The 19,168-nt window shown below is 59.1% G+C and carries 21 protein-coding genes and 1 tRNA gene; 8 read left to right on the top strand and 14 right to left on the bottom strand.

Going from position 1 to position 19,168, the window contains the following annotated elements; translation table 11 throughout:
- Positions 1-49 precede the first annotated feature (49 nt).
- The 5 genes from MW046_RS01455 to MW046_RS01435 all read right to left on the bottom strand — a co-directional run bounded on the left by MW046_RS01455 (position 50) and on the right by MW046_RS01435 (position 4,521).
- Positions 50-1,294, bottom strand: coding sequence for an inorganic phosphate transporter (locus MW046_RS01455; RefSeq protein ID WP_247993797.1), 1,245 nt, complete (start codon positions 1,292-1,294; stop codon positions 50-52).
- Between the two features lie 97 nt (positions 1,295-1,391).
- Positions 1,392-1,658: an elongation factor 1-beta gene (locus MW046_RS01450; protein WP_247993796.1), complete on the bottom strand. Its 267-nt coding sequence runs from the start codon at positions 1,656-1,658 to the stop codon at positions 1,392-1,394.
- Positions 1,659-1,668: 10 nt separating this feature from the next.
- Complete coding sequence (locus MW046_RS01445) at positions 1,669-1,845, bottom strand: HVO_2753 family zinc finger protein (RefSeq protein WP_124953315.1); 177 nt, start codon at positions 1,843-1,845, stop codon at positions 1,669-1,671.
- A 64-nt stretch (positions 1,846-1,909) separates the two neighbouring features.
- Positions 1,910-3,325 (bottom strand): zinc ribbon domain-containing protein, encoded by a 1,416-nt coding sequence (locus MW046_RS01440; protein WP_247993795.1) that lies wholly within the window; start codon positions 3,323-3,325, stop codon positions 1,910-1,912.
- Positions 3,322-4,521 carry a thiolase domain-containing protein gene (locus tag MW046_RS01435; protein WP_247993794.1) on the bottom strand — a complete coding sequence of 400 codons (1,200 nt, stop codon included), beginning with the start codon at positions 4,519-4,521 and terminating at the stop codon, positions 3,322-3,324. The genes MW046_RS01440 and MW046_RS01435 overlap by 4 nt, the downstream gene beginning before the upstream one ends.
- A 151-nt stretch (positions 4,522-4,672) precedes the next feature.
- Between MW046_RS01435 and MW046_RS01430 the strand changes: the two genes are divergently transcribed.
- Together MW046_RS01430 and MW046_RS01425 are read left to right on the top strand one after the other, a co-directional pair.
- A complete protein-coding gene (locus MW046_RS01430; RefSeq protein ID WP_247993793.1) occupies positions 4,673-5,911 on the top strand; it encodes a putative manganese transporter in 1,239 nt (412 codons plus the stop codon).
- Positions 5,912-5,998: 87 nt separating this feature from the next.
- Positions 5,999-7,177: a DUF8743 domain-containing protein gene (locus tag MW046_RS01425; RefSeq protein ID WP_247993792.1), complete on the top strand. Its 1,179-nt coding sequence runs from the start codon at positions 5,999-6,001 to the stop codon at positions 7,175-7,177.
- A gap of 100 nt (positions 7,178-7,277) precedes the next feature.
- On the opposite strand, the gene MW046_RS01420 is transcribed toward MW046_RS01425, so the two are convergent.
- A tRNA-Leu gene (locus tag MW046_RS01420) sits at positions 7,278-7,361 on the bottom strand.
- 115 nt (positions 7,362-7,476) lie between these two features.
- On the opposite strand from MW046_RS01420, the gene MW046_RS01415 reads away from it, so the two are divergent.
- Positions 7,477-7,785, top strand: a complete 309-nt coding sequence (locus tag MW046_RS01415) for a transcription initiation factor IIB family protein (protein WP_247993791.1) — start codon at positions 7,477-7,479, stop codon at positions 7,783-7,785.
- Between the two features lie 2 nt (positions 7,786-7,787).
- On the opposite strand, the gene MW046_RS01410 is transcribed toward MW046_RS01415, so the two are convergent.
- Both MW046_RS01410 and MW046_RS01405 read right to left on the bottom strand, forming a co-directional pair.
- Entirely contained in the window at positions 7,788-8,279 is a 492-nt protein-coding gene (locus MW046_RS01410; protein ID WP_247993790.1) for a phosphopantetheine adenylyltransferase, read from the bottom strand.
- Between the two features lie 85 nt (positions 8,280-8,364).
- Entirely contained in the window at positions 8,365-8,940 is a 576-nt protein-coding gene (locus tag MW046_RS01405) for a winged helix-turn-helix domain-containing protein (protein WP_247993789.1), read from the bottom strand.
- A gap of 302 nt (positions 8,941-9,242) precedes the next feature.
- Between MW046_RS01405 and MW046_RS01400 the strand changes: the two genes are divergently transcribed.
- From MW046_RS01400 to MW046_RS01390, 3 genes are read left to right on the top strand one after another with little or no spacing between them, the layout of a single operon-like run.
- Positions 9,243-9,812: a hypothetical protein gene (locus MW046_RS01400; RefSeq protein ID WP_247993788.1), complete on the top strand. Its 570-nt coding sequence runs from the start codon at positions 9,243-9,245 to the stop codon at positions 9,810-9,812.
- Entirely contained in the window at positions 9,809-11,383 is a 1,575-nt protein-coding gene (locus tag MW046_RS01395) for a sodium/proline symporter (RefSeq protein ID WP_247993787.1), read from the top strand. Before MW046_RS01400 ends, MW046_RS01395 begins: the two co-directional genes overlap by 4 nt.
- Positions 11,380-11,826, top strand: coding sequence for a hypothetical protein (locus MW046_RS01390; protein ID WP_247993786.1), 447 nt, complete (start codon positions 11,380-11,382; stop codon positions 11,824-11,826). The genes MW046_RS01395 and MW046_RS01390 overlap by 4 nt, the downstream gene beginning before the upstream one ends.
- A gap of 31 nt (positions 11,827-11,857) precedes the next feature.
- Here the strand turns inward: MW046_RS01390 and MW046_RS01385 are convergent, their stop codons facing one another.
- The gene (locus tag MW046_RS01385; protein WP_247993785.1) at positions 11,858-12,577 is read right to left on the bottom strand and encodes a helix-turn-helix domain-containing protein; all 720 of its coding nucleotides are present in this window, start codon (positions 12,575-12,577) and stop codon (positions 11,858-11,860) included.
- A 106-nt stretch (positions 12,578-12,683) separates the two neighbouring features.
- Here MW046_RS01385 and MW046_RS01380 point away from each other — a divergent pair, with 106 nt between their 5' ends.
- Positions 12,684-13,553: an SDR family oxidoreductase gene (locus MW046_RS01380; RefSeq protein ID WP_247993784.1), complete on the top strand. Its 870-nt coding sequence runs from the start codon at positions 12,684-12,686 to the stop codon at positions 13,551-13,553.
- A gap of 1 nt (position 13,554) precedes the next feature.
- Here MW046_RS01380 and MW046_RS01375 read toward each other — a convergent pair whose 3' ends face one another.
- The 5 genes from MW046_RS01375 to cyaB are packed head-to-tail and all read right to left on the bottom strand — an operon-like array spanning position 13,555 to position 17,989.
- Entirely contained in the window at positions 13,555-14,718 is a 1,164-nt protein-coding gene (locus MW046_RS01375; protein ID WP_247993783.1) for a glutamate--cysteine ligase, read from the bottom strand.
- A gap of 31 nt (positions 14,719-14,749) precedes the next feature.
- Positions 14,750-15,610, bottom strand: coding sequence for an alpha/beta fold hydrolase (locus MW046_RS01370; RefSeq protein ID WP_247993782.1), 861 nt, complete (start codon positions 15,608-15,610; stop codon positions 14,750-14,752).
- Positions 15,611-15,650: 40 nt separating this feature from the next.
- On the bottom strand, positions 15,651-16,118 hold the full coding sequence (locus tag MW046_RS01365) for a DUF5804 family protein (protein ID WP_247993781.1): 468 nt from the start codon (positions 16,116-16,118) through the stop codon (positions 15,651-15,653).
- A 41-nt stretch (positions 16,119-16,159) separates the two neighbouring features.
- Positions 16,160-17,365 carry a methionine adenosyltransferase gene (locus MW046_RS01360; RefSeq protein WP_247993780.1) on the bottom strand — a complete coding sequence of 402 codons (1,206 nt, stop codon included), beginning with the start codon at positions 17,363-17,365 and terminating at the stop codon, positions 16,160-16,162.
- Between the two features lie 60 nt (positions 17,366-17,425).
- Entirely contained in the window at positions 17,426-17,989 is a 564-nt protein-coding gene (gene cyaB, locus MW046_RS01355) for a class IV adenylate cyclase (protein WP_247993779.1), read from the bottom strand.
- Positions 17,990-18,098: 109 nt separating this feature from the next.
- Between cyaB and MW046_RS01350 the strand changes: the two genes are divergently transcribed.
- Positions 18,099-19,076 carry an FKBP-type peptidyl-prolyl cis-trans isomerase gene (locus MW046_RS01350; RefSeq protein ID WP_247993778.1) on the top strand — a complete coding sequence of 326 codons (978 nt, stop codon included), beginning with the start codon at positions 18,099-18,101 and terminating at the stop codon, positions 19,074-19,076.
- Positions 19,077-19,168 lie beyond the last annotated feature (92 nt).

Below are 19,168 nucleotides of genomic sequence, written 5' to 3'. Positions count from 1 at the left end.
TAAAAGGTGCGTTCTGCGATCGCGCTTCGTCAGTATCGCGGACTGCCGGTCACGCTAGCGGGACAAACCGAAACAGGAGATACGCCCCGAGAGTTGCAATGCCGGGCACGAAGTTCTGGAGCGCAATGACCCTCGCAGTGGTGCCGGGTTCGAAAAGCTCCTCTGCGCTGGGGATGTCCGCAGGATCCTCCTCGCCGATAGACGGGACGTTCTCGACGCGGCCGTCGTTTCCTTCCTCAACATCAGCCACGACGGGGTTGGGGTGGCCGACGGTCGGTACGCCGGTGTCTTCTCCTTCTGCGGCTAGGGCACCAACCGAGACGCTTCCATTGGTTCCTTTCCGAACGGCATCAGAGGCCGTAACTGTGCGGGTGGCCCGGCCCCAACCGAGTCCCAGGATCGACATCGTCGCGATCACGACGAAGCTGGCGGGGATCCCGAGCCACGATAGGAAACTCACGAGTACAGCGGTGACGAACTCCACGATGACCGCTGCCAGCAACGGCAGCTCGGTGAGATCGTTCCCGACAGTGTCGAGTGTGCGCCGTCCGACGGTCAGTCCACCAAGACCGATAGCAAGCCCACCAAGCACGACGCCCTGTTCCATTCCGATCGCTTCAAACCCTACCAGCGGTGCGACAGCGTTTGCAACGTTGCTCGCGCCCGCCGAAAACGCCATCGCACAGCCGATAACGACGACGACAGCCGTTCCGAGCACCTCCCGTCGGGTGGTGCCGGGACCGAACGCGATCCTGGGGACCGTTCCCGATCGATTCAACTGAAACAGCGGTCCTTGGGTCCGAGCGATTTCGAACTTCGCAACCAGTATCGGGTAGAAGTAGCGTCCGACGACGCCACTGACCCAAAACGCCAGAATGGGCGCGACCAACCACCAGACGACGATCCGTCCCATCACTGCCCAGTCGAGTTGTCCAGTGGCTAATCCAAGCCCTGCGATAGCGCCGACTGCCGTCATCGACGTGGAAGCAGGCACCCCAAACCAGTTCGAAATGAGTAGTGCGAATCCGATGAAAAAGAGGATCGCAATGCTGACTTCGATCGAAAACAGCCGAGCAGGAACGACGTCACCACCGAGTGTCTCAACGACGTTTGGACCGAGAACCCACCCCCCGAGCAGCGCAAACAGCGCCATCAATCCGCCAGCAGCCAGCTTCGAGAGTACGTTACTACCGACAGCTGGACCGAACGCAGCTCCCGTATTTGATCCTCCGATGTTGATCCCGACGAAAACTGCCATTACGAGACCGATAGCGAGGAGTATGACGTCCACCATCGTGTAGAATCTGCACCCGAAGCGTTATGATTCGTTCGCGATGCGACCAGACCAGTCTCCCACCGCTGTCGTCCCAGTGGAAGATGTCGAGAACGATTCAGATACGACCGACGTTTTCGACGGAGACGCTTTCGACGCCATCAATGTCGGAAAACGCATCTTCCACTGTTTCAGTTCCGCCCGAATCGTCAGGAACGATGACGGTCGGAACGAGTGCGACGAGACCGAACGCGACATCATCGCGTTCGAACCCGTTGATCTTGGCTCCTTCGGGGAGCGAGTTCTCGAGTCGCTCTTGAAGCTCGTCGAGATCGATATCCGGGCTTTCCGGCATGACCTTGATGTTGGCTGCAACTTTTCCCATAGTTATCTCGTTATGGACCCGTGAATCCGCAGTCTGGACACTCATAGAGGTTGCTCTGCTTCCGGCAACGCTCACACCGGTGGAGCTGGTGGCCACACTCCGGGCAGTCGAACGACGCCGCGCTCAACCCGGCGATGTTGATGCCACACGAGGTGCATTTGCGCTGTGCTCGCTGTTCTGCGCTCATACCCGTCGTGAGTAGACCCCGAGGTATAATTGTTGTTAAACCGCCCGTCGGATCGTGGACCGCGTCACCGATGGGCAGTGAGCGGCGTGAACTTTACGCCGTATCGCGGGACACCCTCTTGGGTGTAGATGTGTCTGATGACCGGGACGACGGTCTCGCCGACGGCTGCCTCCTCGGTGAGTTGGCCGGGAAGGCTGACGGTGTTCCCCTCGTGTTCGAATCGGACGATCGCCACGCCGAACGCGCCAGCACGCGCTTGGTGTTCGGCGAATTCGGGCGGTGCACCGCCGCGTCCGATGTTCGTTACGGTTTCGACGGTGCCGGTCGTCCACAGTTCGATCGGCTCGTACGCCACGAGTTCGCCACAACCCGAGCAGGCGCCTTCCGGTGGGAACATGAGGTCGCCACAGTCGGGACACTGTCCTGCTACCAACCGGTGGCGCTGGGGAAGCGACCGCTCCCACGACGGAACGGAGACGTACGCCGCGCCCGTATCGATCCCTGACGTGGTGACTGACCCCCGTCGCCGGAGATAGGCGGGATAGGTGAGCGTTCGCTCGCCGGTGAAAGCACAGTCGCTCATCACCGCGTCTTCGACTTCGACTTCGATGCGAAACACGTCCGCACCAGCGCCGCTGCCGAACGATGCCGCAAGCACTGTCTCGTGATCGCCATCAGTGAGCGCGTGGGCCAGCGAAAGTGGAACGCTCGCTGCACCGGTGTCTCCGAGTTCGTGGACGGTCGCACACGTACTGATTGTGTCGGGTTCGATATCGAGTGCAGCCGTGACTCGATACGGTCGTTTCCCGTTGGGCGCTTGAACCGCTGCCGCTGTCGCCCCCTCGGTCGGTACCGACGTGGCGGCTTTAGAAATCGTCTCGGAGAACGCTCGGCGTTCGTAGCTGCCGATATCGATCTCCTCGACGTGCTCGCCGCCCCTCGATCGAAATCGGGTGCCGGGGTACGGTGTAGCGTACTCGCCGTGATCGGTGACTATGGCCCCTCCGTCCGGATCAAGCACGAACGCCGCCGCACCCGCGCCGGCAGCGTGTTCACGTTGTTCGTCGGGCGCACCGTGGGGACAGTCAGCCGCGACGACGAGCGCGGTTTCGAACGAGGCTCCAGCGAGCAACGCTCGGGTGCCAGCACGCGTACTTCCAAGGAACGTCTGTGTCCGTGTCCGTTCGTTGACGCCGAGCATCGACGCGAGCCGTGGCGTGAGCTCCCCCTCAGCCAGCGGTGGCGTCGTGGTCGCAAAGCCAAGCCAGTCGATCGCTTCCCCGTCGATTCCCGCTGCCGTCAGTGCTCGTCGTCCCGCTGCGGCCGCCATCGTCAGCGCATCCTCATCAGCATCGGGAACGGCCTTGGATTCGATTCCCGGCGGATCGAACTGCCCCCACGCATCCGCGAACGATTCGGACTCGATCCGAAGCGCGGGCGTGTAGACACCGACAGACCGGATCCGTGTGATCTCACTCATTGGTCCACCTCCGTCGTCCGTGAATCACGTTCGCGCTCGCGCTCGAAGACGTGAACCACCGCCGCGCCACCGCTGCCACCGACGTTGTGTGTGAGTCCGTATCGAGGCGTTTCGAGTTGGCGGTCACCCGCCCGCCCGGACAGTTGTTTGAACACCTCGACGACCTGCCCGGTACCAGTCGCACCGATCGGATGGCCTTTCGACTTCAACCCGCCTGATGTGTTGATCGGAAGCTCGCCATCGAGTGCTGTCGCGCCGCTCTCGACGAACGATCCGGCGTGCCCGCGGTCACAGAACCCCAGATCCTCGTACGCCAGCAGCTCCGCGATCGCAAAGCAGTCGTGGACCTCCGCGAAATCAACGTCTTCGGGACCGATTCCGGCCGTCTCGTAGGCCCGCGTGGCTGCCTGTCTGGACGCAGGAATCCCAGTGTACGTCTCGCGCTGGAACAGTCCGACCGCGTCGCTTGCCGCCCCGACACCAGCTACCCGGATCCGGTCGTCAGTGTACTGTTCGACCACGTCTTCGCTCACGATGAGCACACACGCGGCACCGTCCGTCGTCGGACAACAGTGGTACAATGTGAGCGGCTCCGCAACGGTCGGTGCCGACTGGGCGTCCTCCAACGAACAGGAAAACTGCAGGTGTGCGTGGGGGTTTTTCGCACCGTTCTCGTGGTTTTTCACTGCCACACGAGAGAGCTGTTCGGCTGTCGTATCGTACGTCTCCATGTGCGCGCGGGCCATCTGGGCGTACACGCCGGCGAACGTCGTTCCGGACAGCCGTTCCCACTCGGTTTCACCGCTCACACCGAGCCAGTACCGTACTGACTCACCGGACACGTCCGTCATCACCTCGAAGCCCCCAGCGAGCACGACGTCCGCCATCCCGGACCGAACGGCCATCACGGCCTGACGAACGGCGTACCCGCCCGCAGCACACGCGTTCTCCACGCGGGTACACGGGACGCCATCCAAGCCGACGTGCTCGGTGACCGCTGGGCCGGACAGCCCGAGCTGGCGCCCACCGACGCCGAGCGTACCGACGTACGCCTCATCGATATCTCCCGGCGAAACCCCGCTTGGAACACTGTCGAGCGCGTTCTCATAGGCCGTCGTGAACAACGACCGATAGCTTTCCTCGGGAAACGAGCCGAAATCCGACTGTCCCGCCCCGACGACATACGCCTTGGACATACTCGACATCAGCCAGCACAACATTACTGTGCTACGATCGAGAAAGTATTCCCATATCGAACGAGTATAATAATCCACACGGTAGTTATTTATGATAGTAGGCTAAAGATAGGTTTAGACATGACTAATCTATCTGGTCGAGGTGACCTTTATGCTCGGTGAGTTGTGGGAGATCTTCGTCCTCTCCGTTCGGGATGGGTTCGTGCAGGTGAGCGCGTTCGTGGCGATTACGGTGTTTCTGTTCAGCTACATCCAGTACAAGACTGACGGGCAGTTGATCGGATGGCTCGAATCGAACCGTCGCGCACAGCCGATCGTCGGCGCGCTGCTCGGATTGACGCCGGGGTGTGGCGGTGCGATCGTCGTGATGCCGTTGTACATCCGTGGCAGCGTGACGTTCGGGACAGTGGTGGCGACACTCATCGCCACAGCCGGTGATTCGGCGTTCGTCATCCTTGCGCTCGCTCCTGAGGCGGCGCTATACGCCTACGGTATCGGATTCGCCGTGGCGATCTTGTCGGGATACGCTGTCGACCGGTTCGGGTTCGGCGTCGACCGCATCGATCAGGCTGTGAGCCAACTCAGCCCCACCGTAACGGATGGGGGAACAGTGGCTAACGGCGGCGTTGTGCAGGCGGAGACGAACGCTCCCGCGGGTGTGGGGAGTCAGGTGCATCACTACCCCGATGAGAGCTGTGACCACGGGTCGGCCACGCGTGAATCACCGTTTATGACGAAGATGAGTCAGGGTGTACTCGCGCTCTGGTGGGTGATCGCAATCGGTGCGCTGGTCGCAGGCGTGATGTATCTCGTGCGCGGTGCCCCTGAGATACCACTGGTAGCAAACGCCAGCTTTGCAGGTGTGTTCACGGTGGTCGGCATCGTCGGCACCGTTCTCTCGTTCTATCTCTACTTCGTCGGTCGGCGGTACATCGGCCACGGACGGATGGAGCAGGCGAGTGATGCGTTCGATAGCGCGCGGGAGGCGTTGACCCACGCGGCGATGGAAACCTCTTTCGTCACCGTCTGGGTGTTGGCCGCGTACCTCGTTTATGAGTACAGCGTCGTGTTGTTCTCGCTCGACATCGCTGGAGTCGCCGCTGCGGCCGGACTGGGAACGCCAGTCGCCGGAGCCGCTCTGGGATTGATCCCCGGGTGTGGCCCACAGATCGTTCTCGCGACTGCCTATTCGGAGGGGAGCATTCCCTTCTCGGCGCTGACTGCCAACGCTATCAGCCAAGACGGCGACGCGTTGTTCCCGCTCATCGCGATGGATAAAAAAGCCGCCATCATCGCCTCGATCTACACCACTGTCCCCGCGCTCCTCGTCGGCGTGGGGCTGCATCTGCTCGTCGGTCCCATGTTCGGCTTCGGCGTGCTTGGGGGGTGAGCATCGATCACTGCGGTTCGGGCGCGATCGATCGATCGTGTCCATCCTTCCTGTGATATATGTATACTCACCGTTCAATATCGACCGATGGATCGGGATGCGGTTATCGAATACGTAGGTCGGTGTCAACAGCTCATCGAGTCATCACTTCGAATGGACGAAGAGAACTCGAAGGTCAAACTCGTTCATCCGTTCCTCAGACTCCTCGGCTGGGATCTCTACTCAACCGAAGTCGTGCTAGAATACACCGTTCCGATGGCTTCCGGTAGCACCCACGTTGATTATGCTCTCCTTGTCGGGGAAACTCCTGTCATGTTCGTAGAGGTAAAGCCTGTTCGTACTCCTTTGACTGACGAGAACGTTCAGCAGTTGCGTAGCTACATGCGACAGGAACTCGATGTCGACTGGGGACTTCTCACCAACGGAAAATCGTTTGAAGTGCTCACTAAAGTTCCCTCGCAGAACAGCGGTGAGGAGGTGTCTGTCGTCCAGTTCGGTCTCAATGACCTTCCTGAGAATCCCGGTGTGCTGGAACTGCTTTCAAAGGAATCAATCCGTTCAGGACAGTCCGATGAAATAGCAGAACAAGTCGCACAGACGAACCGAGCGATTCGACACTTCCAAGAAAATGAAGGCGATGTTACCGAGTCTATTGTCGAGACGGTGGAAATGGAAGTGGGAGCACTGACGATCGATCTTGAAGAACAGACTCGGGAGTTCGTACAACGTCTCATCTCAGTTCTTCAGGAGCAACGACAGTTTGTTAATCAGGAACCAGCTATCAGTTCTAGTGGGGAATCAAGAGTACCGAATATCACTAATCAGTCAGAACCGATCGAAGACCACGTAAATGGTACGATAGCTCGAAACGGGATTGATGGAGATCCGAGCAGCAATGTCGCGGTTTTTCCTGCTAAAGAGTCCGGTCTTCCCCTTCTCAAGGAAAACGAAGCGTGGGGGTTCGCTCGAATTGGTAGAGAATTTGATTACGTGGCGATGTATATCACAGGAGACGTTCGAGCTGTGAAATACTTTGCAACAGTGGACGCTGTAATGACACCCGAAGCGGCTCCGCTGATGCGAGAGCCGTCCGATTACATAGACCAAGACGAGATAGCAGACGACAAGATGGTCGTAGTCTTCGAAAAAGGATCGCTCTACGAACTCGAAACTCCAATTCCGTATGAGAACAAGTACCCACAGAGCCTTCGATACACGACACTCAGTGATGTTCAAAACGCAGAGACAACCGATGACTTGTTCTAACTGCTATGCTGAGAACGTGAAAGATATATAATTATCAGTCTATATCCCATTTATTGCCCCTACTCGTCGTTTTCTCGTTCGCTAGCTCACTCGAAAAGACTGCGTGGGACCGGATTTGAACCGGCGGACCCCTACGGGACAGCGTCCTAAGCGCTGCGCCGTTTCCTGGCTTGGCTACCCACGCGCACCCGAACGTACAACGATGGGTGAAAAAAGCCTGTCGTTACCGTCGGAATGTGTGCTACCACACCTCACAAAGATTTACTCCGATCCTGATCAATGTCACGGTAGAGCGATTCATGTACCGCGCTCGGGAGCAGGTGGAAAACGAGCGATGGCTCGCGGAGATCGAACGAGCGACCGAGCAGCTAGATCTCGACACGACGGTCAGGTCACGCGCAACGGATCTGTTTCTCTCGACGGTTCCCGACGCTGAACGATCGAAGCGCGCCACAGTGGCGGCCAGCCTGTACGCCGGCGCACTCATCGAAGGCGATCGCCGATCACAACAGGCCGTTGCGGATGCCGTCGGTGTGTCACGGCTGACGATCCAACAGCGCTGGAAAGAACTCATCGAAGCGGCTGGGCTACGACCACCGGAGTGGTGACATCACTGCTCGGAGGCCGGGCGTCCCTGTCGCTCGGGGGTGAGAGCGCCGTGTTCGTCGATTTCACCCTTCACGATTCGTGTACTCGAAATACGATCGCCGTCCTCGGCCGTGAGATGATCAACGACGACGATTTCGAGTGGATCGAGACCTCGGTCCGCTCGAATCTGGTTGATCGTCTTCCCTGTCGGTTTGGTCTCTGGGGAGACGATGAGATACTCAAAGCCCGGCTCGGTTGCGATACCGGTCGGCTCGTCGAGCTGTCGGATCTCGAACTGACTGCCGCAGTGGTCAGCAATTCGTTCGAGTTCGCGTTCGAGTTCGCGTTTCCGTTCCTCGAACGGACGGATATGGCGTTGTTCGTTACGGGTTTGGGGCGCCAACTCGTCGCTCGTGAGACCGACAGTAACATCGCCGAGCTGGAACGCCCTATCAAACAACTCCCGATGGCCGTCGTGAACCGGATCGAACGTCCCCCCTAACGCGACTTGCATACGTTCGGTCATGCGTCCCCCATGGCTTAGTGGCTTCGGCTCGTACACTTCCGACTCCGGTTCATGCACCGACTGTAGGGTGCTGTCACCCCTCCTCGGAGCGAGACGGAGCATCCGTGACGGTGATCGAGATGGGCTGTCGTGTGGATTCTCGCTCTCGATCTTTCCCGTGTTGTTCGTGTATCGGTGTCCTACAACCGGTTTTTTGGGCGGCAGATGTCCGATCGATACCGTCCTTGACGCCGAGTAGCTCATCAAGTACGAACACCGTGTTCAGTCTCTCCTGTATCGGTTCGAGAATGTCGAGTACTAACTCCGTTGGAGGAATGCTTTCATAGACGTACCGTCGCTCCTCCTCGTCGTTCAGCTCGCGCTCATACCGATCGACAGTGTCCTCCTCATGTAGTACTGCGAGCGACTCCCGTACGGTGCTCGGATACAACCCCGTCCCCGTTGCGATCTCCTCGCTCGTCGCTCCGGGCTGTTGACGGAGGTACAGATAAATCCGAGCGCGCGTATCGGTGCCAAGTATCCACGTCAGCAACTCGACGAGGGATTCGTCCACCTCCCCTATGGCGGCACTCCGTCTGAGCCGCGGATGGACAGAATCGCTCTGTTCGGCATCTATCCGACGTTCATCTCGTGTGTTGTTCGGGGACATGGCTCAGCCACTGTGCATGTTGACGAAACTCTCGGATAAAAACCCTTGCTTGTACGGGTCAGTCAGCCTGAATTGTTTGCGAAAGATCACCTATGGATTATATTCACAATAATTTACAGAGTTGGTGGGGCCTGCGTTTCCAAGGGGTCTACTGATAGAAGACGCCGCTTTCCGTGCCGGACAGCATCGATGTCGTCCATCGTTCATATATCAACCTATCATTTTTCGATCGTTGCTTCCTGATACAGCTACGAATGGAGACTGCACGAACACAGTCAACGCGAAAAGCTCGAAACGGACTAATGAGCGTGATCGCTCTCCTCGGGGGGTGTCTGTTACTCACAGGAAGTGTCGGGAGGTATCGCCTGTTTTCGTACGTCGCGGCGGTGTTTATCGTCGCGGTTCTCGGAACAGCATCGCTCGAACGAAACGACAGCGAACTGGATCTTGCACCGTACTCTCGGTTGGTACTCGGTCTGGGTACGATCTTCTTCATCGGGTTGACAGGGATCTGGTCCAGTTGGCACCCCGGAACGACGGACTACACGTATCTGCTCGGGTTGCCCACCTCAACGATGACGTACGTCGTCTTTCTCTGGTTGCTTCCGATCCTGGGTGCGGTGTATTACGCGCTCGTGTTTCCGTCGATCGGGAGTGACCAGATCGTTGATGACATCATACGTGACAGCAGACGAGCACAACGAACAGCGCAGTATCCTCTCGTTCCATCTCGTTCCGAAGCCGACGGCGAAGGGTCTTCGTCTCGGACAACGTTGGAATCCAGTACAGCCCCGAGTGGGAGGAGAGCACGAGAAACGTCTCGAGAGGAGACGGATCGCAATGAAAGCGAGACGGCAGACCGAAAGCGATGATGCCGGTCTCACCGACAGTTCCGTTGCAGGAGATACCGATCACGGATAGCCCGTACGTGTTGCTGTTCGGGGGCGTCTATCTTCTGCTGGTGCTCGGGATCGGCGTCTGGGGCTACCTTCAGACCGAGAGCACCGCGGATTTTCTCATTACTGGTAAGAGCGTCGGGACGTGGGTACTCGCGTTGACAGCGTTCTCAGTCGTCCAATCCGGGTTTGGATTCGTGGGAGGTCCAGAGCTCATCTATTCGTTTGGAACGACAGCTCTGTGGATCTTTTTCACCGCTCCACTGGGATTCGTCGTCACGTGGGTGCTGCTGGCCAAACGGATGCGCCTGTTGGCTGACGTTCGGGACGTGTTGACGCTCGCCGATGGGATGTACGCCCGGTATGAGAGCGCGTGGGTGCAGGGACTGACGGCTGTCGCGGTCATCATCGGTGTGATGGCCTATCTTGCGACCAACCTCGCGGCGTTGCAGTACGTGATGCGGGCGATCTTCGGCCTGCCAGTACTGTGGGGTCTGTTCGGTGGCGCGTTCGTTCTCCTGTTGTACAGTGTTCTCGGCGGCATGATCGCAGGCGTCTGGACGGACTTCGTCCAAGCCATCACGATGATCATCGGTTCGGCTCTCGTTTTCGTCTTTGCGCTCTCGTTTGGTGGCGGCATGGAGTCCATCTCCCGATCGCTTGCGAGCACCGATCCGGCGTTCATTTCACCGTTTGGAGCGATAGATGCTCCCGTTCCAACGATCTTCACGGCGCTCGGCTGGTGGATCCTGTTTTCTCTCGGGGCAGCCGGACAGCCACACCTGATAACCAAGTTCTACATGAGTCGGAATATCCGTATCCTCCGGTGGGGTGCACCGATCGCCGCAGTGACGTATGCGATATCGAGCCTACTCGCGTTTTCGACCGGACTGTCGATGCGTGCGATGGTCGAAGCCGGGCAGACCGCAGCCCCGAACAGCGCTTCCGTCGTGGGACCGGTGTTCGTACTCGAACACACGCCCGGCGTCGTGGCCGGGCTCATCCTGGCGGCGCTGTTGGCGGCAATCATGAGCACGAGCGACTCGTTTCTCAATATCGGCGCAGCGGCCATCTCCCGGGACCTCCCCCACGCACTGGGACGACCGATCGAAGACGACACGGCGGAGCTCCGAGTGACTCAGGCCGCTCTCGCGGGCATCGTCCTCGTCTCGACGCTCATCGTCTACTTCTCGGAGACGCTAGTTGGTATCCTCGGCACCATCGGGTGGGGGTTTTTTGCAGCGACGTTTTTCGCTGTCGTGGCGCTCGGATTGAACTGGACTGGTGCGACCAAGGAAGGAGCGATCACCGCGCTCGTCAGTGGTTTGGGGATCAACCTGTTTTACAGCGCCGTGCCGCGAATCGCCGAGACGGCCGGATTCGGTGGTATTGCCACGATCATCATGGGGCTGTACCCGTTTCCGGAGTCGTTCCCGGTCGGAACGGTCGCGTTGCTCGTCACTGTCGTTCTTTTCGTCGTCGTGTCGATCGTGACTCAAAAAGATCGGCCAGTGCCCGAAGATATCGCCATCCTTATCGAACGATGACGACGAACGAACAGCGTCTTTCCCGGTTTACAGGCTGGTTCCAGCGGCGACCGACATCGCTCGCGTTCTGGGAACTGCTCGTGACCGACCGCCGTATCATCTGGTGTTTCGTCGGCGAGTCGTTCAAATCACTTCTCTTACGAGCAGACACGGGTGAACGCGGTCGTCAACAACTCAAGCGTACGTCCCCCGAGGCGGCGTTAGCACTCGACCAACGGAATTTCGCGGTATCGCTCGCGTCACTTCGCTCCGTTCGTCTTCGAGAACGATCTTGGCTCCGGCGCACCATGCTGACGGTGACGTGGGTCGACGACGACACAACCACGGTCGAACTGTACAGCACGCGTTCGCGGGCGTCACCCGCCGATGTCGTCCGGACACTCCAGAATCGACCCGAACTCTCCCACGTCGGTATCACGATCAAAACGCCACGACTGGTATGATCGTCGTCTCTGATCCCGGTTTTTCCGTGCGCTACTCCCGATGCTCGTCCGTGTCGACCGACGAAAACAGACTGACTGCCCGATTGAGGACCTTCCGCTCGGCACGCCGCAAGTTCTTCGAAACTCCTGTCTTCGAAATGTCGAACACATCGGTCAGCGTTTCGAGCGTCGCATCGCGTGGCGTCCGAAAGTACCCACCTTCGACTGCCGCCTTGAGCGTCTGGCGTTCGGTGTCGGAAAGCTCTCGACACACATCAAGGAACCCTTTCGCCGCGTCGATGTGTTGGATGACGTCGAGATACTCTTCGAACGACGTATCATTCCGTGCTTCCACCCTGAAATCGTTTTTCGTCGAGAGGTCGGACAAGGCGGCGTCAGCGGCCATATCCGTGTCGAAGCCGACGCTCCAGCGCTCGCTTCCATCACGAATCTGGAACGGCCCGGTGATGTAGCCGTCGTGTTTTCGGATCGTTCCCATCGCGTTCGTCTGACCGATGGACGATTTGATCACTGCCGTCTCGCCGTGCCGCGAGAGCAACTCGAACCCCATCATCCCCTCGTGGTGTTGTAACGCCTCGAACCCGTTTGTCAGCGCACCGCGATCCGCTCCTGTGATGAGGATCCGTGTCTCGAGTTCCTCCTGAGCAGTGTTGAAATCCCAATGCATCGTGTGAAACGACACGTCGATGTCGTCGGTCACGTCGATGTACGGACAGTCGTACTGCACCATGTCCATTGTTACCGAGATCATATCATTTCTCATTCCTAACCATGAATAATAAGGGTTGTCATCGATCACAGTGTCGTTTACATATGAACCCCGTGTTTTTCGCCTGATTCTCTCGAACAATGCGGCGATGGCTGAATCAGCAAACGAACAGCAGGTCGCCCCACCGACGGTCTCGGCCGATGAGATCCTCCGGATCGATGACGAGCGTTTCACCGATACAACCGTTTGTATCGTGACGGGGGCTGGCTCCGGGATCGGACGAGCGATAGCTCTCGCACTGGCGGGCAACGGGATGACCGTCGTCGGAACCGATATCGACGATGCGGGTCTCGACGAGACTGCCGACCGAGTAACTGCCCTCGATCTCGATGGCAGATTTGAACGAGTGAGTGCCGATCTCACCAACGATGAAGATTTACAGCGCATCGTCACAGCGGCGGCCGATCACGGATCTATCCGGTATCTCGCCAACGTCGCCGGGCTCCAACACATCGATCCGATCGAGGAGTTCCCGATGGATATCTACGACGCAATGCACCGAATCATGCTCAGGGCACCGCTGTATCTTTCGAAACTGTGTCTGCCCCACATGCGATCGACCGATGACGGTGTCGGTTGTGTCGGCAATATGTGTTCGGCCCACGGTCACTACGTCACCGCCGATAAGGTCGCGTACAACATCACGAAGTTCGGGCTTCGAGGACTGACCCAATCGATCGCGGCTGAGGGGAACGGAATGGTTCGCTCGTTTTCGGTCAGCACGGGCTACGTGAAGACGCCGCTCGTCACCGATCAGCTCTCGGATACGGCCGACCAGAGGGGGCTCTCCGTCGAGGAGGTAATCGAGGACGTGATGCTTGGACAGGCACGAACGACGGAGATGATGACGCCGATCGACGTCGCAAACCTGTTCGTGTTCGGCTTTTCGAAACACGCCACGCACCTAAACGGCGGTGATCTGCTGTTCGATGGCGGCATGACGCTCACCTACGAGTAGTCTACAGCGTGAGTGTCCGACAGAGGGCATCGAGACCGCGCTCGCGGTGGATGCGCCGCTGTCGTTGTGCGCCGCTTTCTGCTTCATACAGTCGTCGAAGACCGGTGATGCCGAGCCGTTCACACTCTCGCTCGACGGCCTCCCCGAGATCGACGACCCCCGTACAGTCGCGGTCGATAAACGACGCGTCGTGACCGGAGCGGATCGCCCGCCACTTGTTCTCGTCGAGCGTTTCCCGCCGGTGTCTTGTGGACTCGCTGTGTTCGCCGTCCTCATAGCGCGCGGCGTAGTCCATGACGAGCGCGTGGGTGTATTCGACGAACGCGAGCACGCGCTCCGGGTCGGCCTGTGCGTCAGGTGTCCGGATCTCGACGGTCCCGTGGACGGAGTGGGGCCGCACCTCGTACCACAGTTCCCCCCGGTCCCGAATCGAACCAGTATCAATCATCCGTCGTTCGAGATCGAGAAACTCCTCGAAAGAGTCGAACGCCGTCGGCATTCCGGTGTTTGGAAGCCCTTCGAAGATTTTCGCCCGCGCAGATGCGAGTCCGGTGTCGTAGCCGTTCCAAAACGGAGAGTTCGCCGACAGTGCGAGCATAATTGGAAGATGCCACCGGAGTCGGTTTGCGATCCACGTTGCCTTGTCCGCGTCATCGACGCCGACGTGGACGTGTAGCCCCGTCGTCGTATTGCGGTGTTGCGGATACTGAATGCGGTCGAGTTGGGATCGGTATCGGGGCTTCTGTGCGTGTTCAAGCTCGCGCCACTTCGCGGCTGGATGGAGTCCGGCAGCCGCAATGGTGTAGCCGTGCGCCTCGGCGTGATCGACCAGCGCAGCCCGAACCGTCCGGAGCGTGTCCTCGGCGCTGTCAAGCCGTTCGATCACCGGCGTCTGTGTCTCGATGACGCATTTGAACAGCTCGTGATCCAGTCGCTCTTCGAGGATCGCCGGTGGCGTGCTCTCATAGACGAGTTCATCCGTTCCTGACGTCGGCCGACCACGCTCGTCGACGACGTAAAACTCCTCTTCGATACCGATCGTTCCCAACTGGTCGAACGCCTCTGGGGAGCCGATCTCCGCTACGTCGCCGGATCCCGACGGTTGCTCTGAGGTCGTCTCAGCAGTCGGTTCCGTCGGTCGTTCACCGTCCCGCTGCGATGTCATATCCGAACTCCCGCCTCCGGTGGATAAACACTTACTTTCCGCGGTCGTCACTGGACACGAGAAACGGACGGGCCACGTCGACTACCGCATCGGGGCGCTCCCGGGGTGCCCAGTGGCCACACGCAGAAAGAACGCGAAGATCGCTGCACGGAACGAGCATAGCTGCTCTCTGTGCCCATTCGACGGGCACCAACGCATCCTGTTCACCGTGGACGAACAACGTGGGCACCGAGAGAGCGGGAAGCACGTCGACGTAGTTGGTCTGAACACCCCAGCGACCGAGTTCCGCTCGCTGGAACGCCTGCCACGCGTTCGTCGCGTCCGGTCGATCGAGCTGTACGAGCACGTCGTCGAACAACTCAGTAGTGAGGTTGGGTGGGTGAATGACGAGCCAGATGCTCAACAACGCCAGTAGACGACTTCGGCGGATGAGCCACCACAGCGGCGTAGATAGGACTGACCCGACGATCGACGTCGTGATCGGGTGGCCCGGAACAGTGCTGCCCAAGCCGTAGCTGTCGACGGCGACCAGTCGGCGGACCCGTGTAGGGTGAGCGAGCGCGTAGCCAAGCGCAATTCCGCCCCCGAGAGAGACGCCGAGCAATGCCGGCTGCTCGATACCGACGGCGTCGAGAAACCCATCGAGCACCTCGATGTAATACTCGGTCGTCGGCGTCCGCTCCGGCGGATCACTTTCCCCGTATCCAGGCCAGTCCAGCGCGTACACGCGAAACGATTCTGATAGCGCAGGACGAACATCTCGCCAGGAAACCGTTGTCGCGTCGAATCCCCCGCCGTGTAACAGAACGACTGCCGGCGCGTCCTTCCGCCCGGAGACGATGTACGAAACAGCCGCGCTACCGACACGGACCGTTCGTCTCGAACCTACCATACGCCAACTACGTGAGCGGCGCACAAACCGTTCGCCTGTGCTACGGTCGGTCTTCCGATTCGGTGATACGGACCACAACTGTTTCGTCCACGTCGTGTTGATCGTACTCCGGGGCCCTTCCGTCGGTAACTGTCGTGTACGTCGGATCGACGAGACAGGGTGGGCCGTCCTCATCGCTCACGACGCCGTACACCACGCGGTGGGGCGTGTGTTCCTCGGGTGAGATCGTCCCATCGCGGATGGCGGTCGCAAGCTCCTGTGAAAGCCACTCCGTCTCACTGACGGACGGTTCGAGAACGAGGGCGGCCGCGGCAAAGCGAGCAAGATACCAGCTCAGATCGTTACAAAACGAAACGGCCGCACCGAGGCTGATCGTCTCGATCGCAACGGTGTTGGCGTACGGACGTTCGAGATGGTACGTTGAAAGTGCTTTGCGGGCGGTCTGTCGGGACACCAGTTCGGTGTGGAGATCGTGACTCTCACGCCCAACGAGACAGACCCGGGTCATAGCATGGGTTTCACGGAGGGACGCTAAAGCGGTTTCCGTTCTCAGAACGTCGCCAGCTCACCAGCGATGACTCGTTCGGTAAGTGCCGTGATGTTCGCCAGTTCCTCGTCGATGATCGCGGTGATATCCGCTTCGATCTCATCCAACGACACGTCCGATTCAGTGACGACCGCTCCGTCAGCGACGTGTGGATGGTCGATCGGCTGGCCGATCTGTGAGAGCAACCGAATCCGGATCTCACGGATCCCATCGACCTCCGTTACAACTCTGTCGGCGATCTCTGTCGAAAGGAGGTTGTAGATCTTACCGATATGGTTGACAGGATTTTTACCGCTGGTCGCTTCCATGCTCATCGATCGGTTCGGCGTGATCAGTCCGTTGGCGCGGTTCCCCCGACCGACCGATCCGTCGTCGCCTTGCTCTGCGCTGGTGCCGGTCGTCGTGAGATAAATCGCGCCTTCCTCGTAGTCGTCAGCAGTGTTGACGTGGACTGTTACTGACCGATCGGTGAGCTCTCTTGCCAACTCATGGACGTACTCACGCATCTCCCGAACCGACGTCCGGTAAGCCGCCATGTCCTCAAGGTGGGCGTCGATCATTGCCGCTGCCACCGTGACGTCGATCCGATCCCCTTCGCGTTTCCCCATCACCTTGATGTCGGTGCCGACTTCGGGATGATCGCTCGCGTACTCGGTGTTCAGGCGTCGTTCGGTCGATCTGACGATGCGCTCGGTCTCGGTGAGCGGCGCGTGCCCGACGCCAAAGCTCGTATCGTTCGCCATCGGGATCTGTCGGCCTGATTCTCCGAACACTTCCCGGAGGTCGCCGCTGCCCTCTCCCAGCTCCACATCGACGACGATGTCGCTTCCGAAATCCAACTCCGGAATCTGTGTTCCGAGATACTCCCGTGCGGCTTTCAGTGCGATCGTTTCCGTCGGAATCGTCGTTCCATCGTACTCCCGCGTCGCCCGGCCCACGATGAGAAGACGAATCGGAGTGGTCACTTCACCACCACCGAACGCCGGTGCCGTAGAACCAGCTATGAGCTGCGTTTCATCGGTGTTGTAATGCAACACTGTTCCGACGCGATCGAGGTACTCCCGTGCAAGCGCCTCAGAAACGTGCTCTGCAACCCCATCACAGATTGAGTCTGGATGTCCGACCCCCTTTCGCTCGACGATTTCGACGGCTTGGTCTTCGACAGCCAGCCGTCGCATCGGCTCGACCTGAATGTTCCGGCTGCTCATTTTTATGCTGTTGGCCCGGATTCGTTCTATAACTTACGGAAACCTTCGAAGCCTATTTGATTACTGTTGGTTATCCAAGAGCAGACCGAGGTAGGACGTTCGGATCCCTTCATCCGGATCGAGGCCGAGATCTCGTAGGAGCGAGAACGCTTCTTCACGCGCAGTTTCGATCGCCTCAGTGGTCGCGTCGGGTTCGAGTTCGGTTTCGACCTCGACGAACGTTCCGAGACCGTCGACTGCATCGAGCGTAACGGTGTAGGCGTTGATCACATACCGATCGCGCGTCTTCTCGACGGTTGCCGCAGGGGTGAACCCGAGGTTTTCGAGGATGCCTGCGAGCTGTTCGTGGCTCGCTACCCCCGTTTCGATCTCCGCGCGCGTTTTCGATGCGTCGTCGATGCGTGGGCCTTTGTAGGTGAGACGCGTCTCGGTTCCTGTCTCGGGTTCGAGTGTGCGCTCGGTTCTGATGCGAAGCGCTTCGTCAGTCGCCTCGAACTCCCGATGAGGGGCATCGTAGTAGGTGTCGGTCTGTTCGACCGTCGCCGTGTGAGTGGCGTCGGCTGCTGCCAATCGGGCCTGTACACGGTCGTGGGACGCTTTCACCTTCACTTCGACTTCGTACATGGTTACTGTCGGTTGGGTTTGGAAACACTGTCGCCGTGAGCGTGGCAGTTGCGCACACGCTGTCAATGGAAACGTGACGGTTAAGGGCGTATCGGAAGACGTATTCGATATGACTGGCGAACCAGAAGAGACGAACGCAGGATCTGATGCAGAAACCGAAGCGGAGTCGCCGGAGGCGACCGAACAGAACAGGACGGGGCTGCAAGAGGACGATTTCGTCCGTCTCGCATACACTGCCCGCACGGTCGAGGACGGATCATTGGTCGATACGACCGACGAGGAAGTCGCAGAAGAAGAAGGGGTTGGGGAGGATCAAACCTTCGAGCCGCGCGTCATCGTTCTCGGTTCCGAACACATCTTCCCGGGCGTCGAAGAGGACATCATCGGCAAAGAGGTCGGTGACAGCGGCTCGGTTACCATCCCCTCCGAAGAAGCCTTCGGGGAGTACGATCAGGAAGAAGTGCGTACCGTGAGCGCCGAAAAGATCCCAGAAGACGACCGTTATCCCGGCGCACAGGTGCAGATCGATCAACAACAGGGATACCTCGAAACCATCATCGGCGGTCGCGCCCGCGTCGACTTCAACCATCCGCTCGCTGGCGAGGACATCGAGTACGAGTACGAGATCGTCGAGCAGGTCGAAGACGATCTCGAACGCGCTGAGGGTCTCATGGGCATGTTCTTCGACATCGATCTCGATATGGAGATCCAAACCGACGAGGTCGAAGAACAACAGCCGGTCGAAAGCGAAGATGAAGACGAAGACGAGGCTGAACCCGAATACGAGACGGTCACCGTCGAGAAGAAATCGCTGTACATCGAATCGACCCCGCAGCTGGCGATGAACCAGCAATGGATGTTCCAGAAACAGCAGATCGCCCAGCAGCTCATCGATCAGACCGGGATCGACCGCGTCGTCGTTCAGGAGATCATCGACGACAGCCCGATGGGCGGAATGGGTATGCCCGGAATGATGGGCGGTGCTGGCGGCGGCGACATCGAAGAAGCGCTCGACGATGTCGACGTTGATGCCGATGAAATCGTCGAGGAGATCGAGGGCGAAGAGCCGGACGAATCCGCCGAGTAATCCGGGCGGCTTCCACGGCGAATCGGGTGTGGTTTGATGATGTATCCGATCACGGACCGGAACATAACACGTTTGCCCCCGGAGATCATAGG

It is taken from the genome of Halocatena salina (assembly GCF_023115355.1).
GTDB lineage: Archaea > Halobacteriota > Halobacteria > Halobacteriales > Haloarculaceae > Halocatena > Halocatena salina.
The sequence above is the reverse complement of the archived record's forward strand: the minus strand, read 5'-3'. Positions and strand labels throughout refer to the sequence as shown.

Coding starts and splice junctions, on each gene's coding strand:
- MW046_RS01455 (WP_247993797.1), bottom strand. CDS start 1,294: ATGGTGGACGTCATACTCCTCGCTATCGGTCTCGTAATGGCAGTTTTC.
- MW046_RS01450 (WP_247993796.1), bottom strand. CDS start 1,658: ATGGGAAAAGTTGCAGCCAACATCAAGGTCATGCCGGAAAGCCCGGAT.
- MW046_RS01445 (WP_124953315.1), bottom strand. CDS start 1,845: ATGAGCGCAGAACAGCGAGCACAGCGCAAATGCACCTCGTGTGGCATC.
- MW046_RS01440 (WP_247993795.1), bottom strand. CDS start 3,325: ATGAGTGAGATCACACGGATCCGGTCTGTCGGTGTCTACACGCCCGCG.
- MW046_RS01435 (WP_247993794.1), bottom strand. CDS start 4,521: ATGTCCAAGGCGTATGTCGTCGGGGCGGGACAGTCGGATTTCGGCTCG.
- MW046_RS01430 (WP_247993793.1), top strand. CDS start 4,673: ATGCTCGGTGAGTTGTGGGAGATCTTCGTCCTCTCCGTTCGGGATGGG.
- MW046_RS01425 (WP_247993792.1), top strand. CDS start 5,999: ATGGATCGGGATGCGGTTATCGAATACGTAGGTCGGTGTCAACAGCTC.
- MW046_RS01415 (WP_247993791.1), top strand. CDS start 7,477: ATGTACCGCGCTCGGGAGCAGGTGGAAAACGAGCGATGGCTCGCGGAG.
- MW046_RS01410 (WP_247993790.1), bottom strand. CDS start 8,279: ATGCAAGTCGCGTTAGGGGGGACGTTCGATCCGGTTCACGACGGCCAT.
- MW046_RS01405 (WP_247993789.1), bottom strand. CDS start 8,940: ATGTCCCCGAACAACACACGAGATGAACGTCGGATAGATGCCGAACAG.
- MW046_RS01400 (WP_247993788.1), top strand. CDS start 9,243: ATGAGCGTGATCGCTCTCCTCGGGGGGTGTCTGTTACTCACAGGAAGT.
- MW046_RS01395 (WP_247993787.1), top strand. CDS start 9,809: ATGATGCCGGTCTCACCGACAGTTCCGTTGCAGGAGATACCGATCACG.
- MW046_RS01390 (WP_247993786.1), top strand. CDS start 11,380: ATGACGACGAACGAACAGCGTCTTTCCCGGTTTACAGGCTGGTTCCAG.
- MW046_RS01385 (WP_247993785.1), bottom strand. CDS start 12,577: ATGATCTCGGTAACAATGGACATGGTGCAGTACGACTGTCCGTACATC.
- MW046_RS01380 (WP_247993784.1), top strand. CDS start 12,684: ATGGCTGAATCAGCAAACGAACAGCAGGTCGCCCCACCGACGGTCTCG.
- MW046_RS01375 (WP_247993783.1), bottom strand. CDS start 14,718: ATGACATCGCAGCGGGACGGTGAACGACCGACGGAACCGACTGCTGAG.
- MW046_RS01370 (WP_247993782.1), bottom strand. CDS start 15,610: ATGGTAGGTTCGAGACGAACGGTCCGTGTCGGTAGCGCGGCTGTTTCG.
- MW046_RS01365 (WP_247993781.1), bottom strand. CDS start 16,118: ATGACCCGGGTCTGTCTCGTTGGGCGTGAGAGTCACGATCTCCACACC.
- MW046_RS01360 (WP_247993780.1), bottom strand. CDS start 17,365: ATGAGCAGCCGGAACATTCAGGTCGAGCCGATGCGACGGCTGGCTGTC.
- cyaB (WP_247993779.1), bottom strand. CDS start 17,989: ATGTACGAAGTCGAAGTGAAGGTGAAAGCGTCCCACGACCGTGTACAG.
- MW046_RS01350 (WP_247993778.1), top strand. CDS start 18,099: ATGACTGGCGAACCAGAAGAGACGAACGCAGGATCTGATGCAGAAACC.